Consider the following 25,964-nt stretch of genomic DNA (forward strand, 5'->3'; position numbering starts at 1 on the left):
TCGCTGTTGAATCCCGCGTCCGTCGGAAAGGAAAGAGTCCATGGCTACGATTGACGCAAAGAAGTCCGGTACGTTCCTCATTGGTGGTGACCTCAAGGTGCATCGCCTCGGATTTGGTGCCATGCGCATCACCGGCAAGGGCATCTGGGACGAACCACCAGACCACGAGGAAGTGATTCAGACCCTCGAAAGTCTTCCAAAATTCGGTGTCGATTTCATCGACACGGCAGATTCCTATGGTCCGTCCGTTTCGGAAAATCTGATTCGCGAAGTGCTGTATCCCTACAAGAAGATGGTCATTGCCACGAAAGGTGGTCTGACCCGACATGGCCCGGATATATGGAAACCTGTCGGCAACCCGGACTATCTGCGGCAGTGCATTCTCATGTCCATGCGACGACTGGGCGTGGAGCGCATAGATCTCTGGCAGCTTCATCGTATCGGCCCGGATTGTCCGGCAGAAAAGCAGTTCGAGGCGATTGCCAAATTTCGCGAAGAGGGTCTGATCCGACATGTAGGCCTGTCGGAAGTGAGCGTGAAGGACATCAAGCTCGCGCAGAAATACTTCCCGGTCTCCACCGTCCAGAATCGTTTCAATCTTGTGGATCGCAAGTCCGAAGACGTGCTGGATTTCTGCACCAAGGAAAACATCGGGTTCATCCCGTGGGCACCTCTGGCCGCCGGGGAACTCGCCAAACCCGGTACGGATATGGACAAGATCGCCCATCGACATCGTGCAGACGCCGGACAGATCGCCCTTGCATGGCTTCTGAAGCGTTCGCCCGTCATTCTGCCTATCCCGGGCACAGGAAGCAGGGCGCATCTGGCCTCGAACGTTCGTGCGGCTTCACTGAAACTCAATGACGAAGAGTTTGCCGTGCTTGATCGGCAAGGGCAGGACGTCTGGCAGAAATCCGCAGCCTGACCATAACGATCAAGAGCCGCTGAAAACTGTCACAAAATGACCCTTTTCAGCGGGGGCGACGAACGGCTCGTTTCAGTGCTATGCAGTTTTCATGACGCGCCGTTCCATTCGTTCCCGTAATCCGCAGGACCCCAGGGCCAGTATGCCCCGTGGGCCACGTTTCCGTCGTTTCCGCCAGTCTCTTGCGATTGTTGCCGGCGTTAGCCTGGTTGGCATTGCGGGTGTGGGTGTGCTCGGCTGGACCACATACGCCAAACTCGTGGCTGATCTGCCGAGCGTGGACAGCCTGCGGGCCTACCAGCCCCCAACCGTCAGCCGGATCTATGCGTCCGACGAACGGCTCATGGCCCAGCTTGCCAACGAGCGACGGATTTTTGTCCCGATTGACGCCATTCCTGACAAGGTAAAGCGCGCTTTCCTGTCCACGGAAGACCATAACTTCTACACCCATGGTGGCGTGGACGTGATGGCGATTGCCCGCGCCGGCATGACGGACGTGTTCGCCCGTCACGGACGTCGCCCGCTTGGTGCCTCCACCATTACACAGCAGGTCGCCAAGGTCATGCTGCTCAACAGCAACGTCCTGACCATTGATCGCAAGATCAAGGAAGCCCTGCTGGCGATGAAGATAGAGCAGGTCCTGTCCAAGGATAAGATTCTCGAAATCTACCTGAACGGCATTTATCTGGGGAACGGCGCCTTCGGTGTTGCCGCAGCCGCCCAGACCTATTTCAACAAACCGCTCGACCAGCTTGATGATGCGGAAGCCGCGTCTCTGGCGGCTCTTCCAAAGTCCCCGACGAATTACAATCCGTTCCTGCACCCGCAGACGGCTCTGATGCGTCGGAACATCGTTCTGGACCTGATGGCCGACAATGGCGTCATCAGCCGCGAACAGGCGGAGCAGGACAAGAAAGAGCCCCTGGTTCCGCAGCAGAAGCAGCGTTTCGGTCCGCTCCAGGACTCCGAATGGTTTGGGGCGGAAGTCCGCCGCCAGCTGATCGGTCAGTATGGTGAGGACAAGGCCCTTCAGGGCGGCCTTGAAGTTCATACAAGTCTGGACCAGCCGCTTCAGGTGTCGGCAACGAAGCTGCTGCATGAAGGGCTGATGAATTACGACAGGAGCCGCGGCGGCTGGCGCGGCCCGGTGCGTCATCTGGATGGAATTGACGCGGAAGGGTGGGAAGACAGCCTGAACAGGCTTTCCCCGCCGGCCGGAATGCTTCGTGAGTGGCGTCTGGGCGTTGTCTTGCCGGGTGGGTCCAAAGTCGGCTGGATTGAGGAGGGTGTTTCAAAGACCGGCCCGCTTCTGGCCACGGACCTGTCATGGGCCAGACGGATGCATCCGTTGCGTGCGGGTGATGTCATCATGATCGAACCGCAGGAAAGCGGCTCCGCTGCCTTGTGCCAGATTCCGCAGGTTGAAGGCGCCGTCGTGACGATGGACGTCCGGACAGGGCGCGTTCTGGCGCTGGTAGGAGGCTGGTCCTTCCATGAAAGCCAGTTCAACCGTGCAACGCAGGCGCTGCGTCAGCCGGGGTCGTCTTTCAAGCCATTCGTCTATCTGACGGCCATGGAGCAGGGAATTTCCCCATCCGAAAAGTTCGATGACTCCCCGGTTTCCTATGGAGACTGGCATCCAAAGAACTACGAGCACGATAACTGGGGCCCCACGACCCTTCATGACGCGCTACGTGAGAGCCGCAACCTCGTGACAATCCGCGTCGCCGCCCATCTGGGTATGAAGGCTGTTGCGGATACGGCCATCAAAGCTGGTCTCGTGGATCAGATGCCGCATGTGCTCCCCGCTGCTCTGGGCGCGGTCGAAACGACGGTGCTCAAGGAAGCGGCCGCCTATGCCAGCATCGCCGATGGTGGTCATGTCGTTACCCCCACGCTGGTTGACGATATTCAGGACCGTCTCGGAAATGTTGTCTGGCGCGCTCCGGGCCTGACATTGGCAACAACCCTGCAGGCACCTCCCGCTCCGCCGGTTGATCCTGCAACTCCTACGATTGTGCCAGCTGCGACGAATGCACAGCCTGCGCCAGCCCAGCCTGCTCCCACTCAGCCTGCACAGCCCGTTCCGGGAAGCATCACTGTTCCCGCGCTGACCGATACGCGTCCTGTGCTGGCGAGCGAAGCCAGCGCCTATCAGATCACGGCCATGCTTCAGGACGTGATTGCCCACGGTACAGGCCGTATGGCGGGCGTAGGCATAGATCGGCCGATTGCCGGCAAGACCGGCACCAGCCAGGACTTCCATGATGCGTGGTTTGCTGGTTTCTCGCCGGATATCGTGACTGTCGTCTGGATTGGCTTCGATACGCCGCAGACGCTCGGCAAAAACGCGGATGGTGGCCGTATTGCTGGCCCGATCTGGAACAAGATCATGAAAGTCGCCCTGGCCAATCGACCCAGGCTCGACTTCCGGGTGCCGGCGGACATTACTCTGGCGTCCTATAACACTGGCCGTATCAATGCGACGGACGGGTTCAAGGCAGATCAGGTTCCGGGCGCTTCGGTGGCTCTTCATGGCTTCGGTGCCGGTACGGAAGCCCTTACGGCTGCCGATACAGGCGCCGATGCTGCGATTTCCGATTCTGAAAGCGATATGGGCGATGCTGGTCCGCAGACCACTGGCCCAACGTCTAATCCCAAGGCGCAGGCTCAGAAACCTGCGCCATCTGATGGTGACATTGGTGTAGGTGGGCTGTACTGAGTGCAGCCAAATCACCTCGATAGAATGGAGGAATTATTATGTCGGCCGAGACCGAAGCGCTCTCCGAACAGATCAAGCAGTCGGTGGCACTGCTGAGGAGGCATCTTTAACTGGGATGTCGCCACAACACGCCTCGCGGAACTGAACCACCGCGCGGAAGACCCAGACCTGTGGAATGATGCTGATGCTGCCCAGAAGCTGATGCGCGAGCGGACAACGCTTGCCAATCAGATCGAGGGTGTCCAGCAGATTGAACAGGATGTCGAAGGCACTCTGGAACTTGTCGAACTCGCCGAAATGGAGAACGACACGGATCTGGTGCAGGAAGCCCTCACAACCCTTCGCGGGTTGGCGGCAGAAGTGCAGAAGCGCGAAATTGAAAGCCTGCTCTCCGGCGAAGCAGATTCCAATGACTGCTACGTCGAAGTAAACGCTGGCGCAGGTGGAACGGAAGCCCAGGACTGGGCAGAAATGATCCTGCGCATGTACACCCGCTGGGCTGAACAGCACGGCTACAAGGTCACTTTCATTGAAAGCAGTGAAGGCGAACAGGCAGGCATCAAGTCCGCAACCATCCAGATCAGCGGCCATAACGCTTATGGCTGGATGAAGACGGAAGCCGGCGTGCATCGCCTCGTGCGGATCTCACCGTTCGATGCTGCAGCCCGTCGTCAGACGTCATTCGCGTCTGTCTGGGTTTACCCGGTAGTGGATGACTCCATCGAGGTAGAGATCAACGATTCGGATCTGCGTGTCGATACCTTCCGTGCCTCTGGCGCGGGTGGTCAGCACGTGAACAAGACCGACTCGGCTATCCGTATTACCCATATTCCCACCGGGATTGTGGTGGCCTGTCAGACTGATCGTTCCCAGCACCGTAACCGTGCCAAGGCGATGGAGATGCTGAAAGCCCGGATGTACGAGGCCGAGCTTCAGAAGCGGGAAGCGGCTGCTGCCCAGACCGAAGCCGCCAAGACGGACATCGGCTGGGGGCATCAGATTCGCTCCTACGTCCTTGCACCGTATCAGCTGGTCAAGGATCTGCGGACAGGGGTGGAGAAGGGCAATCCGGACGCCGTTCTCGATGGTGCCCTGGACGACTTCATGTCGGCTTCTCTGGCTCAGAGAGTGGGTGCGACACGCTCCGAAGCAAGTGCGTCAGCCCAGTAAGGGCGCTCAGACGCATTAAAACGAAACCGAAAGGCTGGCGTGGCGTAATTAATACGCTGCTCCAGCCTTTTTGTTATAATTCTGTTACATCCCCTGGGGAATTTGATTTTTTCAGGGCAGAAAAGAAGCGGAAAAGTGTACTTTTCTGCACCCTCCCGCGTATTTATTGACGCCAAACGATCGAAAGATGAGAATTTTTCGTTTCGGGACAGGCAATAATCAGCTTGACACCATGGCCCGAAGGCTGCCGATAATCAGCATATCGGGTATGTTCTCACGACATGCGACGAATCACACGTCCGTGAGGTGAGGGAACTCGATGCAAAACACAAGATCGGGATTTCGCACCCTCAAGGTGTGGATCGATTGTCGGTGTCAGTGAGGGGTAAGAAGGTTACGACATGAAGAGCTACGCCGCACAGCAGCGCAAGCCGACGGACTATATTGTCGCGATCGTCGTGGCCGTGCTGGCTATGGGCGCGGTAATCTATGCGCTCATGAGCGGTGCTGTGGGCAAACTCGTCCACGAAAAGCCGCCCATCAAGACGGAAGTGATCAAGGAGCAGCCCAAGCCGCCTCCGCCACCTCCGCCGCCGCCACCGCCGCAGATGGAGCAGCCGCCGCCGCCGTATATTCCGCCGCCGAAGATCAGCGTTCCGCCGCCACCAAAGGCAGTGCAACGCGTGACACATACGAAGCCGCCGCATCCGGTTCCGCCGAGCCCGACGCCTGCACCTGAGCCAGTACCGGCTCCTCCGCAGGGTCCGCCAGCTCCGGCAGTTCCAGATCACACGGCCGGTGCGTCGCCGATCAACGGTGCAAAGCCGGAGTATCCGGAAGAAGCACAGGAAGAAAACCGTGAAGGTAGAGTTACGGCGTCCTGCGATATTCTTCCAAACGGTCACACGGCAAACTGTTCGATCGTCAGTTCAACGGGTGGTCACGAGTTTGTGGAAAGTGCGCTCGACTTCCTTCGTCGGGCCCGGTACCAGCCCGCCGTCGTTAACGGCGCTCCGGTAACCGAGCATCACCACATTCTGCACGTTGACTTTACGATGGGCGACGAGTGATCCGTCAGCCAGTAGTCCAATAAGATTGCCTGTCCAGACCAGATGGTCCGGACAGGCTCAGGAAAGGGCCGGTCCCCATATGGCCGGCACCCCAGACAGCTCCGAAAACGGGCATCTCTAACGAGGATATGGAGTTCATGACCAGACTGTTCCGCCTTCCTGCTCTTGCCGTTCCGACGAAGGCGCGCGCCGTCCGGGCCAGCGCCATGGCCCTGACGCTGGCCCTGGCCTCGGGTGCGATCGCTCCGGCTATTGCTTTCGCTCAGCCTGCACCGGCTGATCAGAGCGCCCCGGCTGACCCGTCGGCTACGCCGCCGGCTCCGTCCTCCGACCCGTCTGCTGCTCCGGCTGCTTCCGCACCGAACGATGCTGGCGCTCCGGCTGCTGCTCCAGGCGATCAGGCTGCTCCGGCACCTGCTGCTCCTGCTGACCAGACGCCTGCTGCTGCAGCTACGCCGGGTGAAAGCGCCTCTGCTGCTCCGGAAGCTCCTGCTCCGCAGGGCAACCCTTATGGCCTTGGCGCCCTCTGGGCCAATGGTGACGTGATCGCACGTGGCGTTCTCATCATCATGGTGATCATGTCCGCTGGTACCTGGATCATCATGGTCATGAAGTTCCTGGAACAGGGCCGCGTCTTTGCCGCCTCCAAGGAAGCTGCCAAGGAATTCTGGACCAAGCCGTCCGTTCAGCAGGGCGCTGCGTCCCTGAAGGCGTCTTCTCCGTTCCGCTATATTGCCGAGACCGGTATCGTTGCTGCCGAGCACCATGAAGGCTCCATGCGCGATGCGATTGACCTGCACTCCTGGACCGAAATGTCCATCGGGCGCTCTGTCGACACCATTAACACGCGCCTTCAGGGTGGCCTGGCCTTCCTTGGTACGGTTGGCTCCACGTCCCCGTTCGTTGGTCTGTTCGGTACGGTCTGGGGTATTTACCACGCTCTGACAGCCATCGGCATTGCCGGTCAGGCTTCCATCGACAAGGTTGCCGGCCCGGTTGGTGAGTCCCTCATCATGACGGCTATCGGTCTTGCAACCGCTGTTCCGGCCGTGCTGGGCTACAACCTGCTCGTTCGCCGCAACAAGGGTGCCATGGACCGTGTCCGCAACTTTGCTGCTGACGTCCAGTCCGTCCTGATCGGTGGCTTCCGTCACGGTGTTGCTCCGGAAGATCACACGCCGACCACCATCACAACCAGCCAGCGGGTCTGATACTATGGGAATGAACGTCGGAGGAGGCGGCGGTGACGACGAAGTGGTGTCGGCAATCAACACCACTCCCCTCGTCGACGTCATGCTGGTGCTGCTGATCATCTTTTTGATCACCATCCCGGTTGCCACACATACCGTTAAGGTCAAGCTGCCGGTTGATGCCAATCAACCGACACAGACCAAGCCAGGAAACGTTGTTCTGGCTGTGACCGCAAATGGCCAGGTTTTCTGGAACACGACGCCGGTCAAGACACATGACGAACTGCTGAACCGCCTCGTTGAGGTGGCGAAGCAGAAGCCCCAGCCGCAGGTTCAGATCCGCGGTGACGGAGCGGCCAAGTATCTGGCAGTCGGCCAGGTGGTCGCTACGGCTCAGGAAGCTGGCATTGCTCATGTGGACTTCATCACAGAGCAGCCCCACTCGAACTGAGGGGCAGCCGGTCCGTTTGTTGGAAACGGACCGGCACTCTCTTTCACGTCACCCTTTTGGAGAACCGCCGTCATGGGCATGAGCGTCGGATCTGACAGCACGCACGAAGACGAAGGTATCGTCGATATCAACACCACGCCGTTGATCGACGTGATGCTGGTGCTGCTGATCATGCTGATCATCACCATTCCGCTGCAGACTCATTCGGTGGCAATCGATTTGCCTCAGGGCAATCCTCCGCCATCGACCGAGCAGCCTAAGCTGGTTACAGTCAGTATTGGCTATGACAACAGCATTTCCTGGAACAGCGAGCCGGTTACATCGGAAGCAGCTCTGCAGGCCCATTTTGAAGCCGCAGCTGCAGAAGGGGACCAGCCTGAAGTCCACATTCATCCTGACCGTCTTTCAGATTACAAAACGGTTGCCCATGTCATGGCTGACGCGCAGCGTCTCGGTGTGACCAAGCTGGGTATCGTTGGTCTGGATCAGTTCATGGAAGGACAGTAATTCGTGTTTTTGTCCCTTAACCGCCGTCTGAGCGCCCGCTCCCTTCTGCTGGCTGGCGCTATTGGTACCGCTCTCATTGCCGGGCCTGCTGCCCACGCAGATGATGTGCTGGGTCAAGCTGTCGGCAAGGATCTTCAGCAGGCGCAGAGTGCTCTTGCTTCGAAGAGCTACGATAAGGCCATGGCTGCGGTGGACGCTGCAGATGCGGTCAAGGGCAAGACGGATTACGAGTCCTATACGATTGCCCAGATGCGTGCAGCGGTTGCCGCCCAGTCCGGTAATGTGGACGCGGCAACAAAAGCATATGATGTTCTCATCAATAGCTCACGTACGCCGAAGGCTGCCAAAGGCCAGATGCTGATGGCACAGGCGACGATGGCATACAGCGCCAAGAAATACGCTGATGCCATCCCGCCAACCGAGCGCTACCTGCGTGAGCATGGTCCTGATCCTCGCATGCAGACCATGCTGATCCAGTGCTACTATCTTCAGGGTGACTGGAAGGGGACAGCCAAGGCTGCTCAGGAGCAGGTGGATGCCACCATCAAGGCAGGTAAGGTACCGGCCGAGAACCAGCTCCAGATGCTCGCCACAGCCTATACGAACCTGAAGGATGCGGATGCCAAGACGCATGCGTATGTTCTTCTGGCGAAGTATTATTCCAAGCCGGACTACTGGGCGGTTCTGATCCACGACCTGGTTGCCAATCCGAATCTTTCGCCTCCGCTGGTGTTCTATGTTGAGCGTCTTCGTCTTGCGACGGGCGTCCTGAAAGATCCGTCTGATTATCAGGATATGGGTGAACGCGCTGTGCAGATGGGCCTGTCCCAGCTGGCGCTGAACCTCCTGAATCAGGGCTACGCCAACAAGTCTCTTGGAAATGGTCCGACGGCTGCTGCCGACGCCAAGTTCCATGCTTTCGTTGCGCAGCGTGCTGCGGCTGATCGTGCACAGCTTGCACAGGCTGCTGCTGCTGCACCGACGGCCTCGACCGCTGGGCCGGCGCTGACGACCGGTTACAATCTCGTTCTCAACGGTCAGGCGGATCAGGGTCTTGCCCTGATGAAGACCGGCCTAGGCAAGAACCCGCGTTATCCGGATCTTGCACAGGTTGAGTACGGCATGGCGCAGATGGATGCTGGACAGAAGGCCGAAGCTATCAAAACGTTTGAGGCTGTTTCCGGCAATGGTCCGGCCAAGGATGTTGCTGAACTCTGGGCGCTTCTCCTGTCTCGCCCTGCTGCACACTGACAGGAATCGGTATTGCCGTTTCAAGAAAAGCGCTGGGAGTAATCCCGGCGCTTTTTTTGTTCAGAAGGGCAGAATTGAATCCATAACCTGTTGCCCATAGCGGGGTGTCTGGATCTGGGTAATGGTGCCACGTCCTCCATAGGAGATCCGCGCTTCCGCCATGCGGTCATGGGTCACGGTATTATCGGCAGTAATGTCCTGTGGCCTTACAATGCCACTGACGCCAAGCTCACGCAGTTCACTATTCACCCGTACTTCCTGCTTGCCCATCACCACGAAGTTTCCATTTGGCAGAACCTGTGTGATGGTCCCTGCAAGGCGCAAGGTAACAGTCTCATTCCGGATGATCTTTCCCGTGGCACTGCTATCGCTGCTGCTGGCTGTGCTCAGGCTGTCTGCTCCCGTCACAGCACTTATGATCTTCCCTTTGATACCGAACAGATTGGGAATTCCGAATTTTTCGTCAGCTGCTCTGTTGGCCGTGGTGCCATTGTTGAAAGCAGCATTGTCCGTGATGTCTACAATAATTGTCACCAGATCCCCGACCTGAGAGGCTCTCTGGTCCTTGAAGAAAGCCCGGCTCCCGCTCCGCCAGAGGCTGGAGGCTTCTGGTGGGGGGGCACGCAATGGAGGCATGGGCATCGTTACAGGACGATAGCTTGCGGCCAGAGTAGGGTCACTGATGGATGTCATGCGGGGCGGGCGGCCCGCTTCTGAAAGCTGAGCCAGAGAGTTACAGGCGGAGAGGGCTGGCATGAGCCCCAGAAGTCCCAGACAGCGCACAGCATGACGAAATGAAAGCAACATGTATGGGGTGATTCCGTCTGTTCTTGGTAGGAAGACCCAAACACATGCTTCGTAAAAAACGGGTTAACTTCGGGAAGGTTTCAGCCTGTTAGGCGCGGGTTTCTCCAGTTTACAGAAATGAAAATATCCGTATTTGGTGCCTTACGGACCATCTCTGAGAAAAAGGATACCCTTTCCGGGATGGCAAGGGGCTTTCTGGCATGCATAAAACAGGACTGCAGAAGGTTCTAATTGGAGGACATCTGTTTTTGAGCGGTGAGATATTGGTATGTGGGCGCGTAAAGAACCATGTTGAAAAAATCGGCCTGCTCATGGCTGGTGGGTTAATGCGGGGCTTATTTTCTGCCGCTGCTCTCTCATTGCTGGCTCACTCTGCTTTCGCTGAAACGCCTTCGGATCCTCCTGGCCCCGAAGGCCGGACGGCCTCGGATCAAACAACCGGGGAAACTGATCCGGCCCCGCTTTCTGCTGGGGCGGCCGAACTTTTACCCAAAGCTTCGGCCTACGAAGATCTGGCAGGAAATCTGTCTGCTCCTCCCTCTCTTTTCCCTTTCCTGAACGATTCTCATGGTTGGCTGAGACGGCATGGCACCCTCATGCAGTTCGACAACATGAACGAGATGATGGGTGCTGTAACATCGCCTACCCCAGGTTATGGTTACAAACAGGGCGCATCCAATGCGGGTCAGTATGCCCTCAATGTCGTAACGGACTGGAATCGCCTGGCACATCTGCAAGGCTTTGCGACCCACGTCATTTTCATCGGACGTTATGGCACGACCGCCAATCGGATGTTCGGAGACTGGTTGGCCCATAGTCAGGAGACCTACGGCGGCGGTGGAAACGTGGTCGTCCATCTCGTCATGGCGTATGGCGAGCAGCATCTGTTTCAGAACCGACTGGCCATCGCTGCAGGACGCATGTCCCAGCTCTCGGATTTCGCATCAGGTTCCGTCTTCTGCACCTTTGTGAACAACAGTTTCTGTGGTCGTCCGAAAGGAGCTTCCGATAGCGCTTATTACAGCTCCTATCCGGCTTCCGTTTGGGCATTGCGGGTGCGTGGGAGACCATGGCGCCGGGATGTGTATGTAGAAACAGGCGTCTATTTTGCCGAAGAGGGCATCTATGCAACTGCGCAGCATAGAACGGGGTTTCGGCTGAATGGCGCGAATATAGTCGGCCAGATCTTTCCGGTAGAAATTGGCTGGCAGCCTACATTCCGACGTCCTTCGGGAGAACTGGCTTACCCGGGACACTACAAATTAGGTGTGGCCGTCGAGACAATGGCGCGATCCGAGAACTTTCTCGATACGCTCGGAAATCCATATGCGGATAGTGGGTATTCCGCAGCGCGCCATAGCGGGTCGTGGTCCACATGGTTGATGATGGATCAACGCATCAAAGACTCAAGGATCAACCCGCAGGGCGGCGTGACGCTGATGGGAGGCGTCGTTCTCAATGAACCCCGGACCGCGTTAAGGGACCGTCAGATTTATCTGGGTGCGACCTGGAAAGGATTCTGGGCAGGCCGCCCGGCGGATACGATCGGGCTGGCCGTGTCTTACGTTCACATCGCGAAGGGTGTTCAGAGGACCGAGAGGATTTTGCTGGCAGCCGGAAAGAAACTTCCATATCGGGCAACAGGTTTGCAGACGCATCAGGAAGTCGCGGAACTGAACTATACCTTCGCATTAGGCCGGGCTGTGACGTTCGAGCCAGATATCCAGTATTATCATAATCCTAACGGTCAGGTGAATCTGCGCGATGCGGTCATGATGGGTTTCAAAAGCCACATCGAGATCTTCTGAATCTGTTACGGGAAGGGAACCGAGAGCCGTTCGGTCCGTTTCTGGGGCTTCAATCCGCTCTTCGGAGGACTGTCTACGTGCGTAAATCAATTCTGCTTCTTCTTGCCCTTTCCGTGTCCTGTGTCACGCTGACGGCCTGTGAGCATCACCGGACATTTGGTGAGAAGGTGCGTGATACGGTGGATCCGCCGAAAGGCCCGATCGAGCGGGCGGGTCGTTCGGTTGATCGGACACTGGGGAACTAAGACCTCTCGTTGGGCAGGAGCTCGTCTCTTGCCCATTTGCGGAATGTGGTCGAAAACAGGGGTATGGCGGAACGGCCGTGCCCCTTTTTTGCTGTCTCCTGGTCGCCCGCAGAGGAGAATGACCCATGCCGTCCGTTCCGAAAGCTCTCTCTTTGCTTCCCTGTAGCGTGTTTGATTTCCTCTCCGGACGGGGATGAGAGCAGTCATGCGTATTCTTCTCACGGGTGGGCATGGGTTTGTCGGAACACACCTGAAAACACGGCTGAAAGAGCGCCTTCCGGATCATGTGCTGATTGAAGGACAAATGGATATTCTGGATCGCGAGGCAGTAGAGCGCGTCGTTCAGGATACTCGGCCAGAAGCCTGCATTCATCTGGCAGCCGTTTCATCTGTTCTGGAGGCCAGTCAGGACACCCGACGCGCCTGGCAGGTTAATCTGGATGGTACGATGAACCTTGCGGAAACATTCCAGCGCCATGCGCGGCATATCCGCTTTGTTTTTGTGTCCTCCGCTGAAATCTACGGAGCATCTTTTTCGGAAGACAAACCTCTGGATGAGACAGCAACTGTTGCTCCTCTGAATTCCTATGCTGCCAGCAAGGCTGCGGCCGACATGGCGGTAGGAATGTTGGCAAAGGAAGGGCTGCATGCTGTCCGGATGCGTCCCTTTACGCAGGCAGGGAGTGGGCAGGACGCGAATGCCATTCTCCCATTCCTGGCTGCTCAGGTCGCACGGGTCGAAGCGCACCAGCAGGATGAGATTACCCTTGGTCATCCGGATGCTGGTTATGACATTCTGAATGTCCGGGATGCCTGTGACGCGTATATTGATGCCCTGAAGCTTCCGCAGGCTCCGGCCGATGGCACAGTTCTGAATATCTGTAGCGGTCAGACACGGACAACCGGTTCTATTCTGAATGACCTGATGGCTCTGGCGGATATGAAGGCGGAAATCCGGCTTGATCCGGCGCACCTTGCGCCTTCAGGTCTGCAAAACATGCAGGGTGATCCGCGGGAAGCGCAACACCTCCTTGGATGGGCGCCTCAGATCTCGTGGAACAATACGCTTGAGGAAGTGCTGAATGACTGGCGCTGGCGTATCCGGTCCTGACGGAATCAGGGGAGGAGATCCATCGTCCAGTCGAAGAGGGTCTTTTCAGGTGTGACCTGATAGGCCGCCATGCCGGCTGCTTCGGCGGCCTGAAGATCGGTTTTCTGGTCGCCAATCAGGAAGCAGTCGGCAGGGCGAAGGTCCCATTTAATCAGCAGATCCTGGATCATGCCCGGAGCTGGTTTTCGCCATTCACTGTTTTGCCGGTATTGCTCAAGCGGTGCTGTGGGGTGAAAGGGGCAGCAGCGCCAGTCATCTACCGTCGCTCCTTCTGACCGGATGGTGGCAATGGCCCAGCCCATCAGGTTTTTGACGTCTTCTTCACTGTAATATCCACGCGCCACGCCGGACTGGTTGGTCACGATGAAGATATGTCGTCCGCTGCGGGCAATGCGACGTAGAGCAGAGAAGGTTCCGGTAATCCATTCGAACCGGTTCTGCGTACCAATGTAACCATGATCGTAATTCAGGACTCCATCCCGATCCAGAAAGACCGCAGGCCGGTGCAATGGGTAGGTGGAGAGGGGAAGGGTGTCGGGTGTCAGAACCGGGGAGTCTATGGATGTGGTCTGGCAGTGTTTGTTGAGCAGGTCCGTCAGGGATTCTGAGGCAGGAATAGACTCCAGCATCTGTCTGGTTAGGAGCGTCAAGGCGGGCGTGTCGTGCGTGCCTGCAACACTTCGTGGCGCCTCCAGATGTCCGTTCATCAGTGGGAGCAGCGGAAAGACAGCGCCGTCACACAGACGGTCTCCTCGTGCCAGAAAAAACGTCTCTGAAAGCAGGGGAGCAAGCTGTTGCAGTGCTCCGGCCGTGAGGGCCGAAAGAGTGTATGTTTTCAGAGTGCCTTGAAGGGGAAGCTTGTCACAGAGGGGCGCCAGAAAGTCTGCCGTTTCCTTCGCCATGAGAAGCGTCACATTGGTTATGCCAAAGCGCTGATAGTCCCTGAGAACGCGAAAGAGAAAAGAGTGCCCCGCATGAGTGCGCAGTACATTTTCAGGGTCAGGAAAAAGCAGAACGCAATGCGGGACGCCAGTGATCATACGTCTGGTGTTTGAGGGCACAAAGCGCGTTCTACGAGGGCACAGACAATATGCGCCGCTGCGATATGCATCTGCTGGATCAATGGCGTCCATGTAGACGGAACACGCAGGACGAAATCGGCATCTGGCAGTTCACCGCAGTTTTCTCCGGTGAACACGACTGTTGTGACGTTCTGGGCACGGGCGGCCTTGAGCGCCTGTACGATATTTGGGGAGCGGCCTGAGGTCGTGATGCCCAGAAAAATGTCTCCTTTCCGTCCCAGTGCAAGCACCTGCCGGGAAAAGACATGGTCGAACCCATAATCATTGCCTATAGCCGTCAATCCGGATGTATCCGTGGTCAGCGCGATAGCGGCCAACGGGCGACGGTCATACATCAGGCGGGCAGTAAATTCGCCGGCAATATGCTGGGCATCTGCGGCACTGCCACCGTTACCAGCCACCAGAAGTTTTCCGTCTTTTTCCAGTGCTGAAGTGATGGTCAGGGCAATTCCGGCCATCATGTCAGCGCAGGCTTCATGCTGGGAGAAGGCGAGCATGGTTTCGGCAGACTGGCGGAGATAATCCTGCAGATAGTCCCGCTCGGAGGCTGGAAGGCTGTTCAGCAGGTCGGATGTCTGGAATGTGGACATCAGGAATGGAAACTCCGCAGGTCTGGTCAAAAGAATGTGTGTAAGCTCTTTTCGAGCCCCCTTAGGATGAGAGACAGAGGGTTTTAGGGCGCATCTGTCAAGCAAAGCCTCACAAACGAAGCCTTTATCTTTCACGCTAAAGATTGGAACAGTTGTTCTGTGCAGTACGTTGAACAGGTCTATCCGTCAGGAGATGGTCTCAATGTCGCTGCATCCTTCCGAAAATCCTTCGATCAGCTCCCTGACAGCCCTGAAGGTGAGTGAAACTGACACGCCCCAGAAGGCACGATGGTGGAAAGAAGCGGTCGTTTATCAGGTGTACACGCGCTCTTTCAGTGACAGTAACGGTGATGGCATAGGCGATCTTCCTGGTTTGATAGATCGCCTGGATTATCTGAAATCCCTGGGTGTGCAGGTCATCTGGCTGGCACCGCACTATGACACGCCAAATGTCGATAATGGCTATGACATCCGGGACTACAGGGCGATTGACCCTCTTCAGGGAACAATGGCGGATTTCGACCGTCTGGTTGCAGGATTGCACGAGCGGGGAATGAAGCTGATCGTGGATCTGGTCATCAATCATACCAGTGATCAGCATGAATGGTTTCGCCAGAGCCGGTCAGGCCCGGATAATCCTTATCGTGACTTCTACATCTGGCGCGATGGGCGTGATGATGGACCACCCAATAATTACCTGTCGATCTTCGGTGGGGGCGCCTGGGAAAAAGACGAAGCCAGCGGGCAGTACTACCTGCATTACTTTGCCAAGGAGCAGCCTGACCTGAACTGGGAAAACCCCAGAGTGAGACAGGAAGTGTATGACATGATGCGCTTCTGGCTTGACAAGGGTGTGTCAGGGTTCCGAATGGATTCCATCTGCTTCATTTCGAAGCTTCCGGATTTGCGGGATCTGACATTGGCCGAGATGGAAAGTCTCGAGCATGTTTATGTCACGGGTCCAAAAATCCATGATTATCTTCAGGACATGTATCACGAAGTTCTGGCGGGTCGTGATCTGCTGACAGTTGGAGAAGCTTTTGGGGTGTCTTTCGAGAATACACCCGCTTTCGTCTCGGAAGCTCGCAATGAACTTACGATGGTATTCCATTTCGAAATTGTTCGTCTCGGACGGCATGACTGGCAGGTGCAGGACTGGACAGTCAAGGATCTGAAAGCAGTCCTGCGGGGAGAAGACACATCGTCAGGGCCAGACGGCTGGCTGACGTCCTTTCTGGAAAATCATGACAACCCCCGTTCCGTCTCCTGGTTTGGAGACCCGTCTCCTAAGGGGCATGCTCCGTCTGCCAAGGCGTTGGCAACTCTGCTGATTATGCGTCGGGGAACGCCCTATATCTATCAGGGTGAAGAAATCGGGATGACCAATATTTATTTTGACGGAATAGAGGACTTTCAGGACATCAACGCAAAAGGCATCTGGAACAACACGGTTGGCATCGGGAAAATGTCAGCTGAGGAGGTCTTGCATAGCCTGCGGAGAATCAGTCGGGATAACGCCCGCACCCCCATGCAGTGGGATGGCTCAAACAATGCGGGGTTTACGACCGGCCTGCCGTGGTTCCGCGTTAATCCCAATCATGTGGATATTAATGTCGAGCGGCAGGACGCCGATCCTAATTCGATTCTGAATTATTATCGGACACTCATCCAGCTTCGCGCGAGCCAGAAGGCGTTGATTTACGGAGAGTTTGAGGACGTTGACCCAGACCATCCTGCCGTTATCGCCTTTACACGGACTTTAGGGGATGAGCAGTTTCTGGTTCTGATCAATATGTGCGGGGAAACGGAGCACTATATCCTGCCTCATGGGCTGAAAATTGCAGAAGTGCTGCTGGATAATATGTCTGCATCGGTGGAAAATGTCCTGCCAGATCTGAAGCCCTGGCAGGCCGGCGTTTATCGGTTGGCACTTCCGGCAGATATTTGACCGGAAACGCCTCCATTATGAAACCAGCGCTGATTTTTCCTGCCATACTCTGGCCGCAGCGGTATCCAGAATGACGGTGCAATGTGGGTGCAGCCTGATGGCGGAGGCGCTGACATCAGGCGTAACCGGGTCCAGCAAAGCGCGGGCAATAATATCTGCCTTGCCTCTTCCACAGGCGACCAGCAGCAGGTGGCGCGCATCAAGAATGGTACCGACCCCCATCGTCAATGCTTTTTCGGGCACTTTGTCAGGGTTGCCACCGAACATCCCTGCATTCTGGCGGCGTGTGACGGAATGAAGGGTGACCTGTCGAGTTCTGCTGTCGAAAGAGGACGGCGGCTCGTTGAACCCGATATGTCCTGTCTCGCCAATTCCGAGGAGCTGGAGCCCAATTCCGCCTGCGTCGTGGATGGCCTGTTCGTAGGCTTGGCACTCGGCAGCTAGATCTTCAGCCACTCCATCAGGGACATGAACGTGGTCTGCGCGCATGTTCACGTGGGCGAAAAGATGCTCGTCCATGTAGTGCCGGTAAGACTGGGGACTTGAGGCTGGCAATCCGACATATTCGTCAAGGTTGAAAGAGGTCACAGCGGAAAAGTCCAGCCCGTTCTGACAATGGTCCTGAACGAGAAGGCTGTAGATCCCTTCCATGGTCCGGCCTGTGGCAAGCCCTAGAACCGGGAAGGGGCTGCTACGAATTTCTCCGGCAATGATGGACGCGGCCTGCTGAAAGGCCGAACCCGGATCCGGAGTGACAATAACCTGCATGAGACCTGCTGTTTTCCTGTGTATCAGAAAGTTCTGCTCTCTGACGGATATGACGCCAGAGAGCAGGAAAAAGTTCAGAAACCTGTAGAAACGGAGACCATGGCTGCAAACCCCCCGCCCACGATATAGATAGGGCTGCTGCCTGCGACAGTGTTTCCATAAATACCCTTGGTCGCCTTCGCATTGCCGGTGGCACTGGAAGGGGAGGACAGGTAGTTGTTGTCTGCCAGATTGATCAGGTTCAACTGAAGGGTCGGGTGCTTCAGCGCGCCAATTTTCTCCATGCGGTAGCCAAGCGTCATGTTGGACGTGATGTAGGAATGCATCGCTTCGTCGTTCATGAAGGTCGTGTACTGGCTGTCTACATAAACCATGCTGAAGTTACCAAAGATGTGGCCATCGTCATAACGTAGCCCGATGGAGCCACTGAATTTAGGCGTTTGAACGGCCTTCTTCCCTTTGGTCGGAAGATAGTCGGAGCCCGCGTTGAAATTGTTATCCGTCGTAGCGTGCAGGTACTGACCGGAAAAATAAGGGCTGAAATGATGCCAGTTTCCGAGACCAAGCTCTGCCTGAACACCACGGATTGTCTGTCCGCCGACATTCATGGGCTGAGCGATGAGGTTATTTGTGCCCGCAACGTAGCCGTATGATGTGACCTGATGGTTGGTCAGGTTATAATTGAAGGCTGAGACGGCAAAATTGTAGAAACCGTGGTGGCGATATCCGATTTCTTCACCAATCGAATATTCAGGCTTCAGGTTTCCAGGCTGCTGTACGGCGACAGGCGAAGAAGGGTCGAAGATCTGCGAATAGACCTGCACTGATCCCGGCGCGCGGAAAGCGGTTGTGCCGTTGATGTAAACCTGATCGTGGTCGCTCAGCTTATAAGACGCGTAGAACTGTGGCATGGGCGCGAAATAGTTCTTGGCGTTTTTGTACGGATCCGCACCAGGAACAAGATTGGTCCCCTGCCGTGACAGCATGGTCGTCTTGAAGCCGGCGGTCAGGCTCAGGCGGTCATGAAGCAGTTTCAGGGTATCGACCAGGTACAGGGTGTTGGACTGCTGTTTGAAGTTCAGGTCATAGGGCGTGAGAATGCTTCCGTCCGCCACACGAATAGGATCATGGCCATAGGCTGCAACCGGATTGCCGCTGGTATCGACGGGTGAAAACGTCGCCAGTTCTTCGTGCTGCGTGTAGGAGTACCAATAGCCGAATGTCAGAGTGTTGCTGCCTTTCGTCCACTCCAGAGCAGCATTGATTCCGGAGGTTTTCTGGTTCCATGGATCAACGGCCTGAGTGGTCGCATCGCCGGAGGCTGTCAGGTTGGAAAGGTTGAGATTTCCTGCCGGACCAGTACCGAAATAGCTATTCGCACTGCTGACATTCTGGCCCCAAACGGAAGGTCCGAACATGTGCATGTAGTACGGCGTTACATTCAGATGCAGGTCATGGCGCAATGTGAAATGTGCGGGCGCGGCAATGGTCATGGCATTGTTGCGACCTTTGTTCAGGTCGTAGTACCCAGCCGTCCCCACGGTGTAAGTCCCAGGGTAGTTATAGCTACGACCATACTGGGACCAGGCCGCAAGAGACGGGCGCCGATAAGAATTGGATTCCATCCAGTTGTAGCTGAACAGCGCAGAAACGGAATTCCCTTCGCCCCATTCCTTGATGAACTTTTCATCTGTGTGATGACGGACGCCGCCGCCCATTCCACGCCAGTTGTTCCATGAAGAATGGGAATAGGACAGGAAACCACGGATGCCGGTATTGCCGATATCTCCTGTCTCAAAGCGGAGGAATTCCTTGTTCGTGCTGTGTGTGCCGCCTGTCAGGGAGAGATAACCGCCCATCTTGTGGGAAGGATTAACCTCGGACATGGTAATCTGGCCGCCAACCGCATTGTAAAGCGGCGCCGTTATATCCGGCGAGCCTTGCGATACCGTGACGCTGCCAAGGTTTTCCGTGTCCACGACAGTGCTGGTGTAGGGGGCGTAACGGATTGGGTCGGCGATGGGCACGCCTTCAAAAACATACCCAATCTGCATCTGGTTCATGCCACGAATCGTGAGCTGATCACCCGTCACACCAATCGGGTCCTGGCTGGCGGTGACAACACCCGGCAGGTTGCTGATGAGGGCCTGAACGTTTGATGTCGGGCTCATTTTTGCAATGAAATCCCGTGTGATACCGCTTTGTGAGCGCGGGGCGGTCTGCACCGGCATCAGGCCGCCGCCGGGCGTGGTATTGCTGACGCCTCCACCAAAGTTGGAAGCTGTGACGCGGACGCTCTCGTCACTATGCGCTTCAAGGTCGCGCTGCCTCTGGTGAACGGGAGCTTTGTGCCCATTCCCCGGCGAGGATGCCGGTGCCGTATGGGAGGCAGCAGGCGAGCTTTTGCGTGCTTCTGCATGATCCCCAAGGCCATACACACTGACGGTGGAACACAGAAGGGCGATCCGGAATCTGTTTTTAATCATCGGTGGCTCATCAGGTCTGGGGCTACTACCGCGATCCCATGACGGTTGCGGAACAAAGTGCAGCCTATGAAGCCAATCAAATTGTTGTCAATCAAAAACGATCAGATTCGGTCTTTTTCATGATCTGTAATGATTTTATCTCTCGCCTTCTGAGTTCGTCCAGGTTGATTTACAGATTTCTCCGTCCTCCAACCCAGACTTCAGAAACGCATAGATTTTCATCCAGAACGGTGAAATCTGCCAGAAGATCTGGAGAAATCGCGCCTCGATCATGGAAGCCCAGATAGGCCGCGGCATTCGTGCTGACGAGTTTTGCTGCTTCGGGGAGTGATTTCCCAGCCTGAACGGCATTGCGCAAAGCCTGATCGAGTGTGAGCACACTACCTGCCAGAGAGCCACCCGGGAGACGGACAACGCCATCCTGAATCAGGACATCCTGCCCACCAAGACTGCTTGGCCCTTCGGGTTCCCCCGTGCCACGCATGGCGTCGGTCACGAACAGAAGGCGATCTCCCATCACGCGTGACGTCAGGCGGAAACTGGCTGGATGAACATGATGTGTATCGAAAATCATTTCGGCATATGCCGTATCGCTGCACATCAGTGCCGTGACAGGACCGGGTTTCCGCCCCTCGATGGGAGACATGGCGTTGAAGAGATGTGTCGCACCAATGGTGCCGCCAGCGCTGCAGACCAGACAGATGGCGCGCTCGGCCCCATCATGGTCCGTTGTCGTGTGACCGAGACTGACGCGCACATCAGCCTGAGCGAAACTGCGCATTGCGGTTTCGGCATGCTCAAGTTCTGGCGCTAGCGTGACGACACGAACACATCCCGTTGCAATGGCGTCCTGAACCTTGTCTGGGGAAGGAGGGATTGCGAATGGGGGTTGTGCACCCAGCTTGTGGGGGCTGACAAAGGGCCCTTCCAGATGTGCCCCATGAATGCGCGGACCGTTCTCGACGCCGTTTTTGCAGACTTCTGCCACCGCCTTCAGGGCGGCCATCACTTCACTCCAGGGCGCGGTGATGGTCGTTGGCAGAATAGTGGTCGTGCCATGCGCCATGTGAAAGCGGGCCAGCGTTTTGATTGCCTCAACCCCATCCATGGTGTCAGCGCCGCCGCCGCCATGGACATGCCCATCAATAAAGCCGGGAAGAATGTAGCGCTTCCCGGCGTTTTTCAGAGGCTCCAGATCACGGATATGGCTGTCGAAGGTGACACGTCCCGGAACAATGCGATCACGGAGAACGAGGTTACCATCGAGATGAGAGGTCATTTTTTCTGATCCAGTGGCAGGAGGCCCGTCTGTCCGTAGCGGCGGGCGTAGAAAAGAACTGCGAGATAGGACGGCAGCACGAGGAGTGCAAACATCGCCTGAAAGCCGACATAAGGCTTTAGCAGGACATAGATCTGCGGAATGATCGCACCGCCGCTATACGCCATGACAATCAGTGCGGAAGCCAGTGGGGTCCAAGGGCCAGCGCCTCGAATGGCAATCGGGAAGATCGTGGGCATGATCATGGCGTTTGTGGCGCCCAGCAGAGCAACGCAAAGTACTGAGGCATAACCGTGTGTCAGGAAGGCCGCAATGGTCAGGATACAGCCGCCAATGCAGGAGAACTCAAGAAAGCGCTCCTGCGTGATGATGCGTGGGACGACGACGAACCCGGCCACATAACCCGCCAGCATTCCAGCGAGGGTCAGGGAGGTGAAGAATTTGGTCTCGCTTAGGGGAAGGCCAAAGCCCTGCCCGTATGTTCCGATGGCGTCGCCCGCCATAACCTCGATGCCGACATAAATGAACATGGCTGCAATGCCGAAGACGAGATGCGGCCGGAAGATCTTATCTGTACTTCCGCTCACACTTGGGAGCGGCGGGGCCTGAAGTTCCGGCAAAGGGAAAAAGATCACGCCCACGGCAGCGACCAGAAGAACGACAGCCATGCTCATATACGGCGCATAAATGGCGTGTACAAAGCTGCTTAGAATGGCGTCCCGTGCCTCTGGCGTTGCAGCAAGCTGCGCTTTCTCCGCAACATTTCCGATATCGCCCATGACGACTGTGGCCAGCACAATCGGTGCCAGAATACCGGCGAATTTATTGCAGACACCCATGATGGCGATGCGCTGGGCGGCCCGTTCGGACGGGCCAAGCAGGCTGACCAGTGGGTTGATGACGACCTGCATCAGTGCAAGGCCTGAACCCAGCACCAGAAGCCCTGCTAGTGCGCCACCATAAATGCGCATGGAGACGAATTGCCCGAAGAGCGCCACGCCTGCCGCACATAGAACGAGCGCTCCAGACAGGCCACGGCGCAAACCCAGTGAGCGGGCGACGAACGATGCGGGAATGGAGAACAGGAAATACGACAGGTAGAAAACCAGAGGCACCAGAAAGGCGCTGACGTCTCCCAGTGAGAACGCAACCCGGACAAACGAGATCAGCGGCCCGTTCAGCCAGGTCACAAAACCCATCATGAAGAAGATGGCGGCGGCAACACCAAGTGGACCAAGGCCGTATGAGCCAGTCAGGCTGTCCGGGGAACGGTTCATGTCACTTCGGCTCCACAGGCCTGATCGTACAGGCCAAGAACTGTGTCGATTGCGGAAAGAATGATGTCGCGCGGATGCCGTGGAAGCAGCCCGTCGCGGATTTTTTCGTACTGCACAGGCAGGAACTGGCTCAGAAGGGGATCTGGCAGCCCTGTTTCCTCAAGCTGGCGCAGAAGCGTTTCAACAGCAGCTTCCGCATCAGGCTGAGGCCAGTAATAGCGGATGCGGTCGCTATAGGCATAGTGACGGAGAATGGCGAGCTTGCTCTCCGTGCCTTCGTAATGGCCACGCCACTGCGCGGGTTGCTGCGTCATGATCCGTTCCATGACCATTCGCAGGCTTTCCTGCTGCGGCAGAAGGACGGAGCGGATGCTGTCCAGCCCATACAGGGCTTCACGCAGGGCAAAGGTCAGGCCGGGGCCGACTTTCAGAAGCAGAAAGCCGTCTTCCACAAGGGCGCGTAAGGCTGAAAGAGGCTGATAATCGGTCGAATGGGCTTCGAAGATCTGACCTGGCATCCGGTCAAGTGTCCTCGAAAGGGACTGCGCGCGTGGTCGGTCATAAATCACGACGTCTTCCACGCCGAACTCCACGCCCGGCTGAACGACGAGCCCGATCACACGGCTCCAGACGTCATCGCCCAGAACGCGGCGGAACAGCGTTTCGTGAACCTGAAGTGTCGCGGTGGCAGCTTCCGGAGAGGTCGGCTCCAGATGGTCCAGAGCTTCGGCCGCACCACCCGGAACCGGCACTTCTGTTCCGATGATATAGACGGCCTGACCGGGAGCCGCGCTTTCAGCACGCTGCGCAAGGGCGCAGGCGCGTTCGGCAACGGTTTCATCGGAGAGCGCAACCGGTTCGCCCGCGCAGCCCATGCTGGCATCGAGATGCAGTTTGACGAAGCCTGCTTTTGCAAAGGCTTCAATCATGGTCAGAGCCTTGTCCATGGCTTCCTGCGGGGGCAGGGATTTCCACGGATTGGGGCCAAGATGGTCGCCGCCCAAGAGAACAAGATGCGCCGGGCAGCCGACCTTCGCGGCAATCCCAAGAACAAGATCCCGGAAATCTGCCGGGGTCATGCCGGTATAACCCCCGTCCTGATTGACCTGATTGCAGGTCGCCTCAATCAGGACGGGCCGGCCAGTTCTGGCCGCGCGCTGCAATGCGGCTTCCAGCACGAGTGGATGCGCGGAACAGACGGAGGCCAGACCCTTGCGTTGTGCTGCCGGAACGGCTGGGTCATGGGCCTGTTTGACGAGGTTCAGGAAGGGGGAAATGCTCATGATCAGGCGATCGTCACGACTTTGGTGAGATGACGCGGTGCCAGGGTATCCAGTCCTTTGGAGCGGGCGACATATTCACCGAAAAGCTGAAGCACGGGCAGAACGACCAGCGGACGAACATCTGCGCCTTCCTTAACGGAGAGCGAGACCGTGCCGGGGCCACCAATACCCAGAACGCGTGCGCCCTTGGCCATCAGATCCTTCGCAAGAATGCTTTCTTCTTCCAGCGTGTCCGGGTGGTACAGGAAGACGACGAGGGAGCTGTCATCAATCAGGCTGATCGGGCCGTGGCGGTATTCCAGCGGATGATGTGCTTCCGTCTGGCTCAGGCTCATTTCCTGAAGCTTCAGGGAGCCTTCACGCGCGACGCCATAAAGCGCACCAGCGCCCAGGAATACGAAATGGGACCGGCTTTCGATCAGGGCCTTGAGCTGCGGGTCCGCCTCGTTAAGGAGTTCCTCAGCCGCCTTCGTCGTTTCGGGCGTGACGGCAATCCCCGCATAACGCAGGCCCATCAGGAGCATCAGACTGGCCGATGCCGTCATGACGATACCTTCTTCCGGATGGGTTTCAGCCAGAACGGTCTCGTCCGCGTTTTTTTCGAGACCTGTGTCTTTCGCACAGGTGAAGGCCGTGACGTGCAGCCCGTTCTTGCGGCTCTCGATGGCAGCCGCAACGGTCTCGGTGGATTCGCCGCTTCGGGAGAGCGCCAGAATGTTCGGACGGATGCGTGAAGGTACATAATCCTGCGGGCGGCGCGTCCATTCATTGCCCGCGACCGCACGGGAGAACACGCCGTTGGCGTTCAGGCTGGCAGCAATGGAGTCTGCGATATGGACGGACGTGCCACAGCCGACGACAACCGTCACGGTTTCCGGGTCCGGATGAACATCCTGCATGTCCACCTTGTTCCAGAGGGGAAACTGTTCGCGGATACCGCGTTCGGTAGCATTCATGAGAGAGCCTTTCAGGAGCCATATTCCGCAGCGGCAAGCGTGCGGGAAAGAGATGTGATCCAGGACGCGTCAGGCGCCCATCCAGCTTGACGCGCCGCAGTCATGAGGCCGCCGCCGATGGGGGGCAGAAGGGGAGAAACTGGTGCACCGCACTGCGCCGCGATGGCGTTGCGCAGGAACGGACTTTGAAGCGTGCCGCCCGCGTAGCTCCAAGGGAGGTCTACGCCCGGCATTTGACTGCGCGCAGCTCGGATATGGGTAGCCAGCTCGGTCGCGGCAGCCTCAAGCAGGGTTGCAGCGGGGGGGCATCCGTTTTCAGCCAGCGTGGAGACATGGCGTGCCAGAGCGGCAACGGCGGAGCGGGGGTGTTCCAGATTGCCGTACCATTCAAGAAGGGCAGGCGTGCAGAGCCTGGGGTCGGAAGGCAGACCCATGGCCTGGCTGAATGGCTCCAGAAAGGCGACGTCCTGCGAGTTCCGTCCATCCAGAATATGGGTCAGGAGCGTGAGAGCATCGCGGCCGATCTGGTAAGCGCTGCCCTCATCGCCAAACAGGCTTCCCCATCCGCCGACGCGGCAGTGTTGACCTCGCCCATCCGAGGCCCAGGCCATGGAACCCGTCCCGGACAGCACAAGAACGCCGGGTTCGCCAGCGAAAGCGGCGGAACAGGCCATATCCACGTCGTTTGTCAGAGAATAGGGAATCTGACCAAGGCTTTCCGAAACGGCGTCTTCCTGCCGGGCGCAGAGCGTTGCACTCTCACCGTAGCCTGCCAGCCCGAGACCAACGGCCTGCGTTGAGGGAGAAAGTGTTTTTAGGAGGCCTGTCAGACGTTCGCGCCAGAGCGGTTGATCGAACGGATTTGTACCGCCGGTCTGCTGAATGTCGGCGATCGTCCCGTCGGCTCTGAGCACCACAAGAAGAGTCTTGCTGCCGCCACCGTCAATCGCTGCGATACAGGGTTCAGTCACGACAAAACTTTCCGGGGTCATTTGATCCTGTTCCGATATGACCGGTCGCGACGCGGTCATGTCAAGT

22 protein-coding genes are annotated in these 25,964 nt (G+C 57.2%); 12 read left to right on the top strand and 10 right to left on the bottom strand.

What is annotated here, in order from left to right:
- Positions 1 to 40 precede the first annotated feature (40 nt).
- The 8 genes from B7444_RS04970 (at position 41) to B7444_RS05005 (ending at position 9,286) form a co-directional block, all read left to right on the top strand.
- Complete coding sequence (locus B7444_RS04970) at positions 41 to 925, top strand: aldo/keto reductase (protein ID WP_007283152.1); 885 nt, start codon at positions 41 to 43, stop codon at positions 923 to 925.
- Positions 926 to 1,016: 91 nt separating this feature from the next.
- Positions 1,017 to 3,647: a penicillin-binding protein 1A gene (locus tag B7444_RS04975; RefSeq protein ID WP_007283153.1), complete on the top strand. Its 2,631-nt coding sequence runs from the start codon at positions 1,017 to 1,019 to the stop codon at positions 3,645 to 3,647.
- 38 nt (positions 3,648 to 3,685) lie between these two features.
- Positions 3,686 to 4,817 (top strand): peptide chain release factor 2 gene (prfB, locus tag B7444_RS04980; RefSeq protein ID WP_146911274.1). Its coding sequence is split into 2 segments (ribosomal slippage): positions 3,686 to 3,754 and positions 3,756 to 4,817, totalling 1,131 coding nucleotides; the frame shifts between segments, so codons are not numbered across the junction.
- 401 nt (positions 4,818 to 5,218) lie between these two features.
- Positions 5,219 to 5,887, top strand: coding sequence for an energy transducer TonB (locus tag B7444_RS04985; protein WP_007283155.1), 669 nt, complete (start codon positions 5,219 to 5,221; stop codon positions 5,885 to 5,887).
- Between the two features lie 137 nt (positions 5,888 to 6,024).
- Entirely contained in the window at positions 6,025 to 7,098 is a 1,074-nt protein-coding gene (locus tag B7444_RS04990; protein WP_080600654.1) for a MotA/TolQ/ExbB proton channel family protein, read from the top strand.
- A gap of 4 nt (positions 7,099 to 7,102) precedes the next feature.
- On the top strand, positions 7,103 to 7,528 hold the full coding sequence (locus tag B7444_RS04995) for an ExbD/TolR family protein (protein WP_007283157.1): 426 nt from the start codon (positions 7,103 to 7,105) through the stop codon (positions 7,526 to 7,528).
- Between the two features lie 72 nt (positions 7,529 to 7,600).
- Positions 7,601 to 8,035: an ExbD/TolR family protein gene (locus tag B7444_RS05000; protein WP_007283159.1), complete on the top strand. Its 435-nt coding sequence runs from the start codon at positions 7,601 to 7,603 to the stop codon at positions 8,033 to 8,035.
- 3 nt (positions 8,036 to 8,038) lie between these two features.
- A complete protein-coding gene (locus tag B7444_RS05005) occupies positions 8,039 to 9,286 on the top strand; it encodes a hypothetical protein (protein WP_007283160.1) in 1,248 nt (415 codons plus the stop codon).
- 60 nt (positions 9,287 to 9,346) lie between these two features.
- On the opposite strand, the gene flgH is transcribed toward B7444_RS05005, so the two are convergent.
- A complete protein-coding gene (gene flgH / locus B7444_RS05010; RefSeq protein ID WP_007283161.1) occupies positions 9,347 to 10,093 on the bottom strand; it encodes a flagellar basal body L-ring protein FlgH in 747 nt (248 codons plus the stop codon).
- Positions 10,094 to 10,341: 248 nt separating this feature from the next.
- On the opposite strand from flgH, the gene B7444_RS05015 reads away from it, so the two are divergent.
- The 3 genes from B7444_RS05015 to B7444_RS05020 all read left to right on the top strand — a co-directional run bounded on the left by B7444_RS05015 (position 10,342) and on the right by B7444_RS05020 (position 13,257).
- Positions 10,342 to 11,901 (top strand): carbohydrate porin, encoded by a 1,560-nt coding sequence (locus B7444_RS05015; protein WP_231502856.1) that lies wholly within the window; start codon positions 10,342 to 10,344, stop codon positions 11,899 to 11,901.
- Positions 11,902 to 11,978: 77 nt separating this feature from the next.
- Positions 11,979 to 12,146 carry a hypothetical protein gene (locus B7444_RS16735; protein WP_007283164.1) on the top strand — a complete coding sequence of 56 codons (168 nt, stop codon included), beginning with the start codon at positions 11,979 to 11,981 and terminating at the stop codon, positions 12,144 to 12,146.
- A 205-nt stretch (positions 12,147 to 12,351) separates the two neighbouring features.
- Positions 12,352 to 13,257: an NAD-dependent epimerase/dehydratase family protein gene (locus tag B7444_RS05020; protein WP_035729722.1), complete on the top strand. Its 906-nt coding sequence runs from the start codon at positions 12,352 to 12,354 to the stop codon at positions 13,255 to 13,257.
- 5 nt (positions 13,258 to 13,262) lie between these two features.
- Here the strand turns inward: B7444_RS05020 and B7444_RS05025 are convergent, their stop codons facing one another.
- Positions 13,263 to 14,159 carry a D-glycero-alpha-D-manno-heptose-1,7-bisphosphate 7-phosphatase gene (locus tag B7444_RS05025; RefSeq protein WP_231502857.1) on the bottom strand — a complete coding sequence of 299 codons (897 nt, stop codon included), beginning with the start codon at positions 14,157 to 14,159 and terminating at the stop codon, positions 13,263 to 13,265.
- A 134-nt stretch (positions 14,160 to 14,293) separates the two neighbouring features.
- Entirely contained in the window at positions 14,294 to 14,929 is a 636-nt protein-coding gene (locus B7444_RS05030; RefSeq protein WP_007283167.1) for a D-sedoheptulose 7-phosphate isomerase, read from the bottom strand.
- 202 nt (positions 14,930 to 15,131) lie between these two features.
- Here B7444_RS05030 and B7444_RS05035 point away from each other — a divergent pair, with 202 nt between their 5' ends.
- Positions 15,132 to 16,877 (top strand): glycoside hydrolase family 13 protein, encoded by a 1,746-nt coding sequence (locus B7444_RS05035; RefSeq protein WP_007283168.1) that lies wholly within the window; start codon positions 15,132 to 15,134, stop codon positions 16,875 to 16,877.
- A 15-nt stretch (positions 16,878 to 16,892) separates the two neighbouring features.
- Here B7444_RS05035 and nagB read toward each other — a convergent pair whose 3' ends face one another.
- The 7 genes from nagB to B7444_RS05070 all read right to left on the bottom strand — a co-directional run bounded on the left by nagB (position 16,893) and on the right by B7444_RS05070 (position 25,918).
- Positions 16,893 to 17,645: a glucosamine-6-phosphate deaminase gene (gene nagB / locus B7444_RS05040; protein WP_007283169.1), complete on the bottom strand. Its 753-nt coding sequence runs from the start codon at positions 17,643 to 17,645 to the stop codon at positions 16,893 to 16,895.
- A gap of 74 nt (positions 17,646 to 17,719) precedes the next feature.
- A complete protein-coding gene (locus tag B7444_RS05045) occupies positions 17,720 to 20,131 on the bottom strand; it encodes a TonB-dependent receptor (RefSeq protein ID WP_007283170.1) in 2,412 nt (803 codons plus the stop codon).
- Between the two features lie 169 nt (positions 20,132 to 20,300).
- Positions 20,301 to 21,410 carry an N-acetylglucosamine-6-phosphate deacetylase gene (nagA, locus tag B7444_RS05050; protein ID WP_007283171.1) on the bottom strand — a complete coding sequence of 370 codons (1,110 nt, stop codon included), beginning with the start codon at positions 21,408 to 21,410 and terminating at the stop codon, positions 20,301 to 20,303.
- Positions 21,407 to 22,687, bottom strand: coding sequence for a glucose/galactose MFS transporter (gene gluP / locus B7444_RS05055; protein WP_007283172.1), 1,281 nt, complete (start codon positions 22,685 to 22,687; stop codon positions 21,407 to 21,409). Before gluP ends, nagA begins: the two co-directional genes overlap by 4 nt.
- Positions 22,684 to 23,970, bottom strand: coding sequence for a D-tagatose-bisphosphate aldolase, class II, non-catalytic subunit (locus tag B7444_RS05060; RefSeq protein ID WP_007283173.1), 1,287 nt, complete (start codon positions 23,968 to 23,970; stop codon positions 22,684 to 22,686). The genes gluP and B7444_RS05060 overlap by 4 nt, the downstream gene beginning before the upstream one ends.
- Positions 23,971 to 23,972: 2 nt before the next feature.
- Positions 23,973 to 24,926: an SIS domain-containing protein gene (locus B7444_RS05065; protein WP_007283174.1), complete on the bottom strand. Its 954-nt coding sequence runs from the start codon at positions 24,924 to 24,926 to the stop codon at positions 23,973 to 23,975.
- Positions 24,927 to 24,937: 11 nt separating this feature from the next.
- Positions 24,938 to 25,918 carry an N-acetylglucosamine kinase gene (locus tag B7444_RS05070; protein WP_007283175.1) on the bottom strand — a complete coding sequence of 327 codons (981 nt, stop codon included), beginning with the start codon at positions 25,916 to 25,918 and terminating at the stop codon, positions 24,938 to 24,940.
- Between the last annotated feature and the right edge of the window lie 46 nt (positions 25,919 to 25,964).

Origin of the sequence: Gluconobacter thailandicus F149-1 = NBRC 100600 (assembly GCF_000964465.1) — a bacterium.
GTDB lineage: Bacteria > Pseudomonadota > Alphaproteobacteria > Acetobacterales > Acetobacteraceae > Gluconobacter > Gluconobacter thailandicus.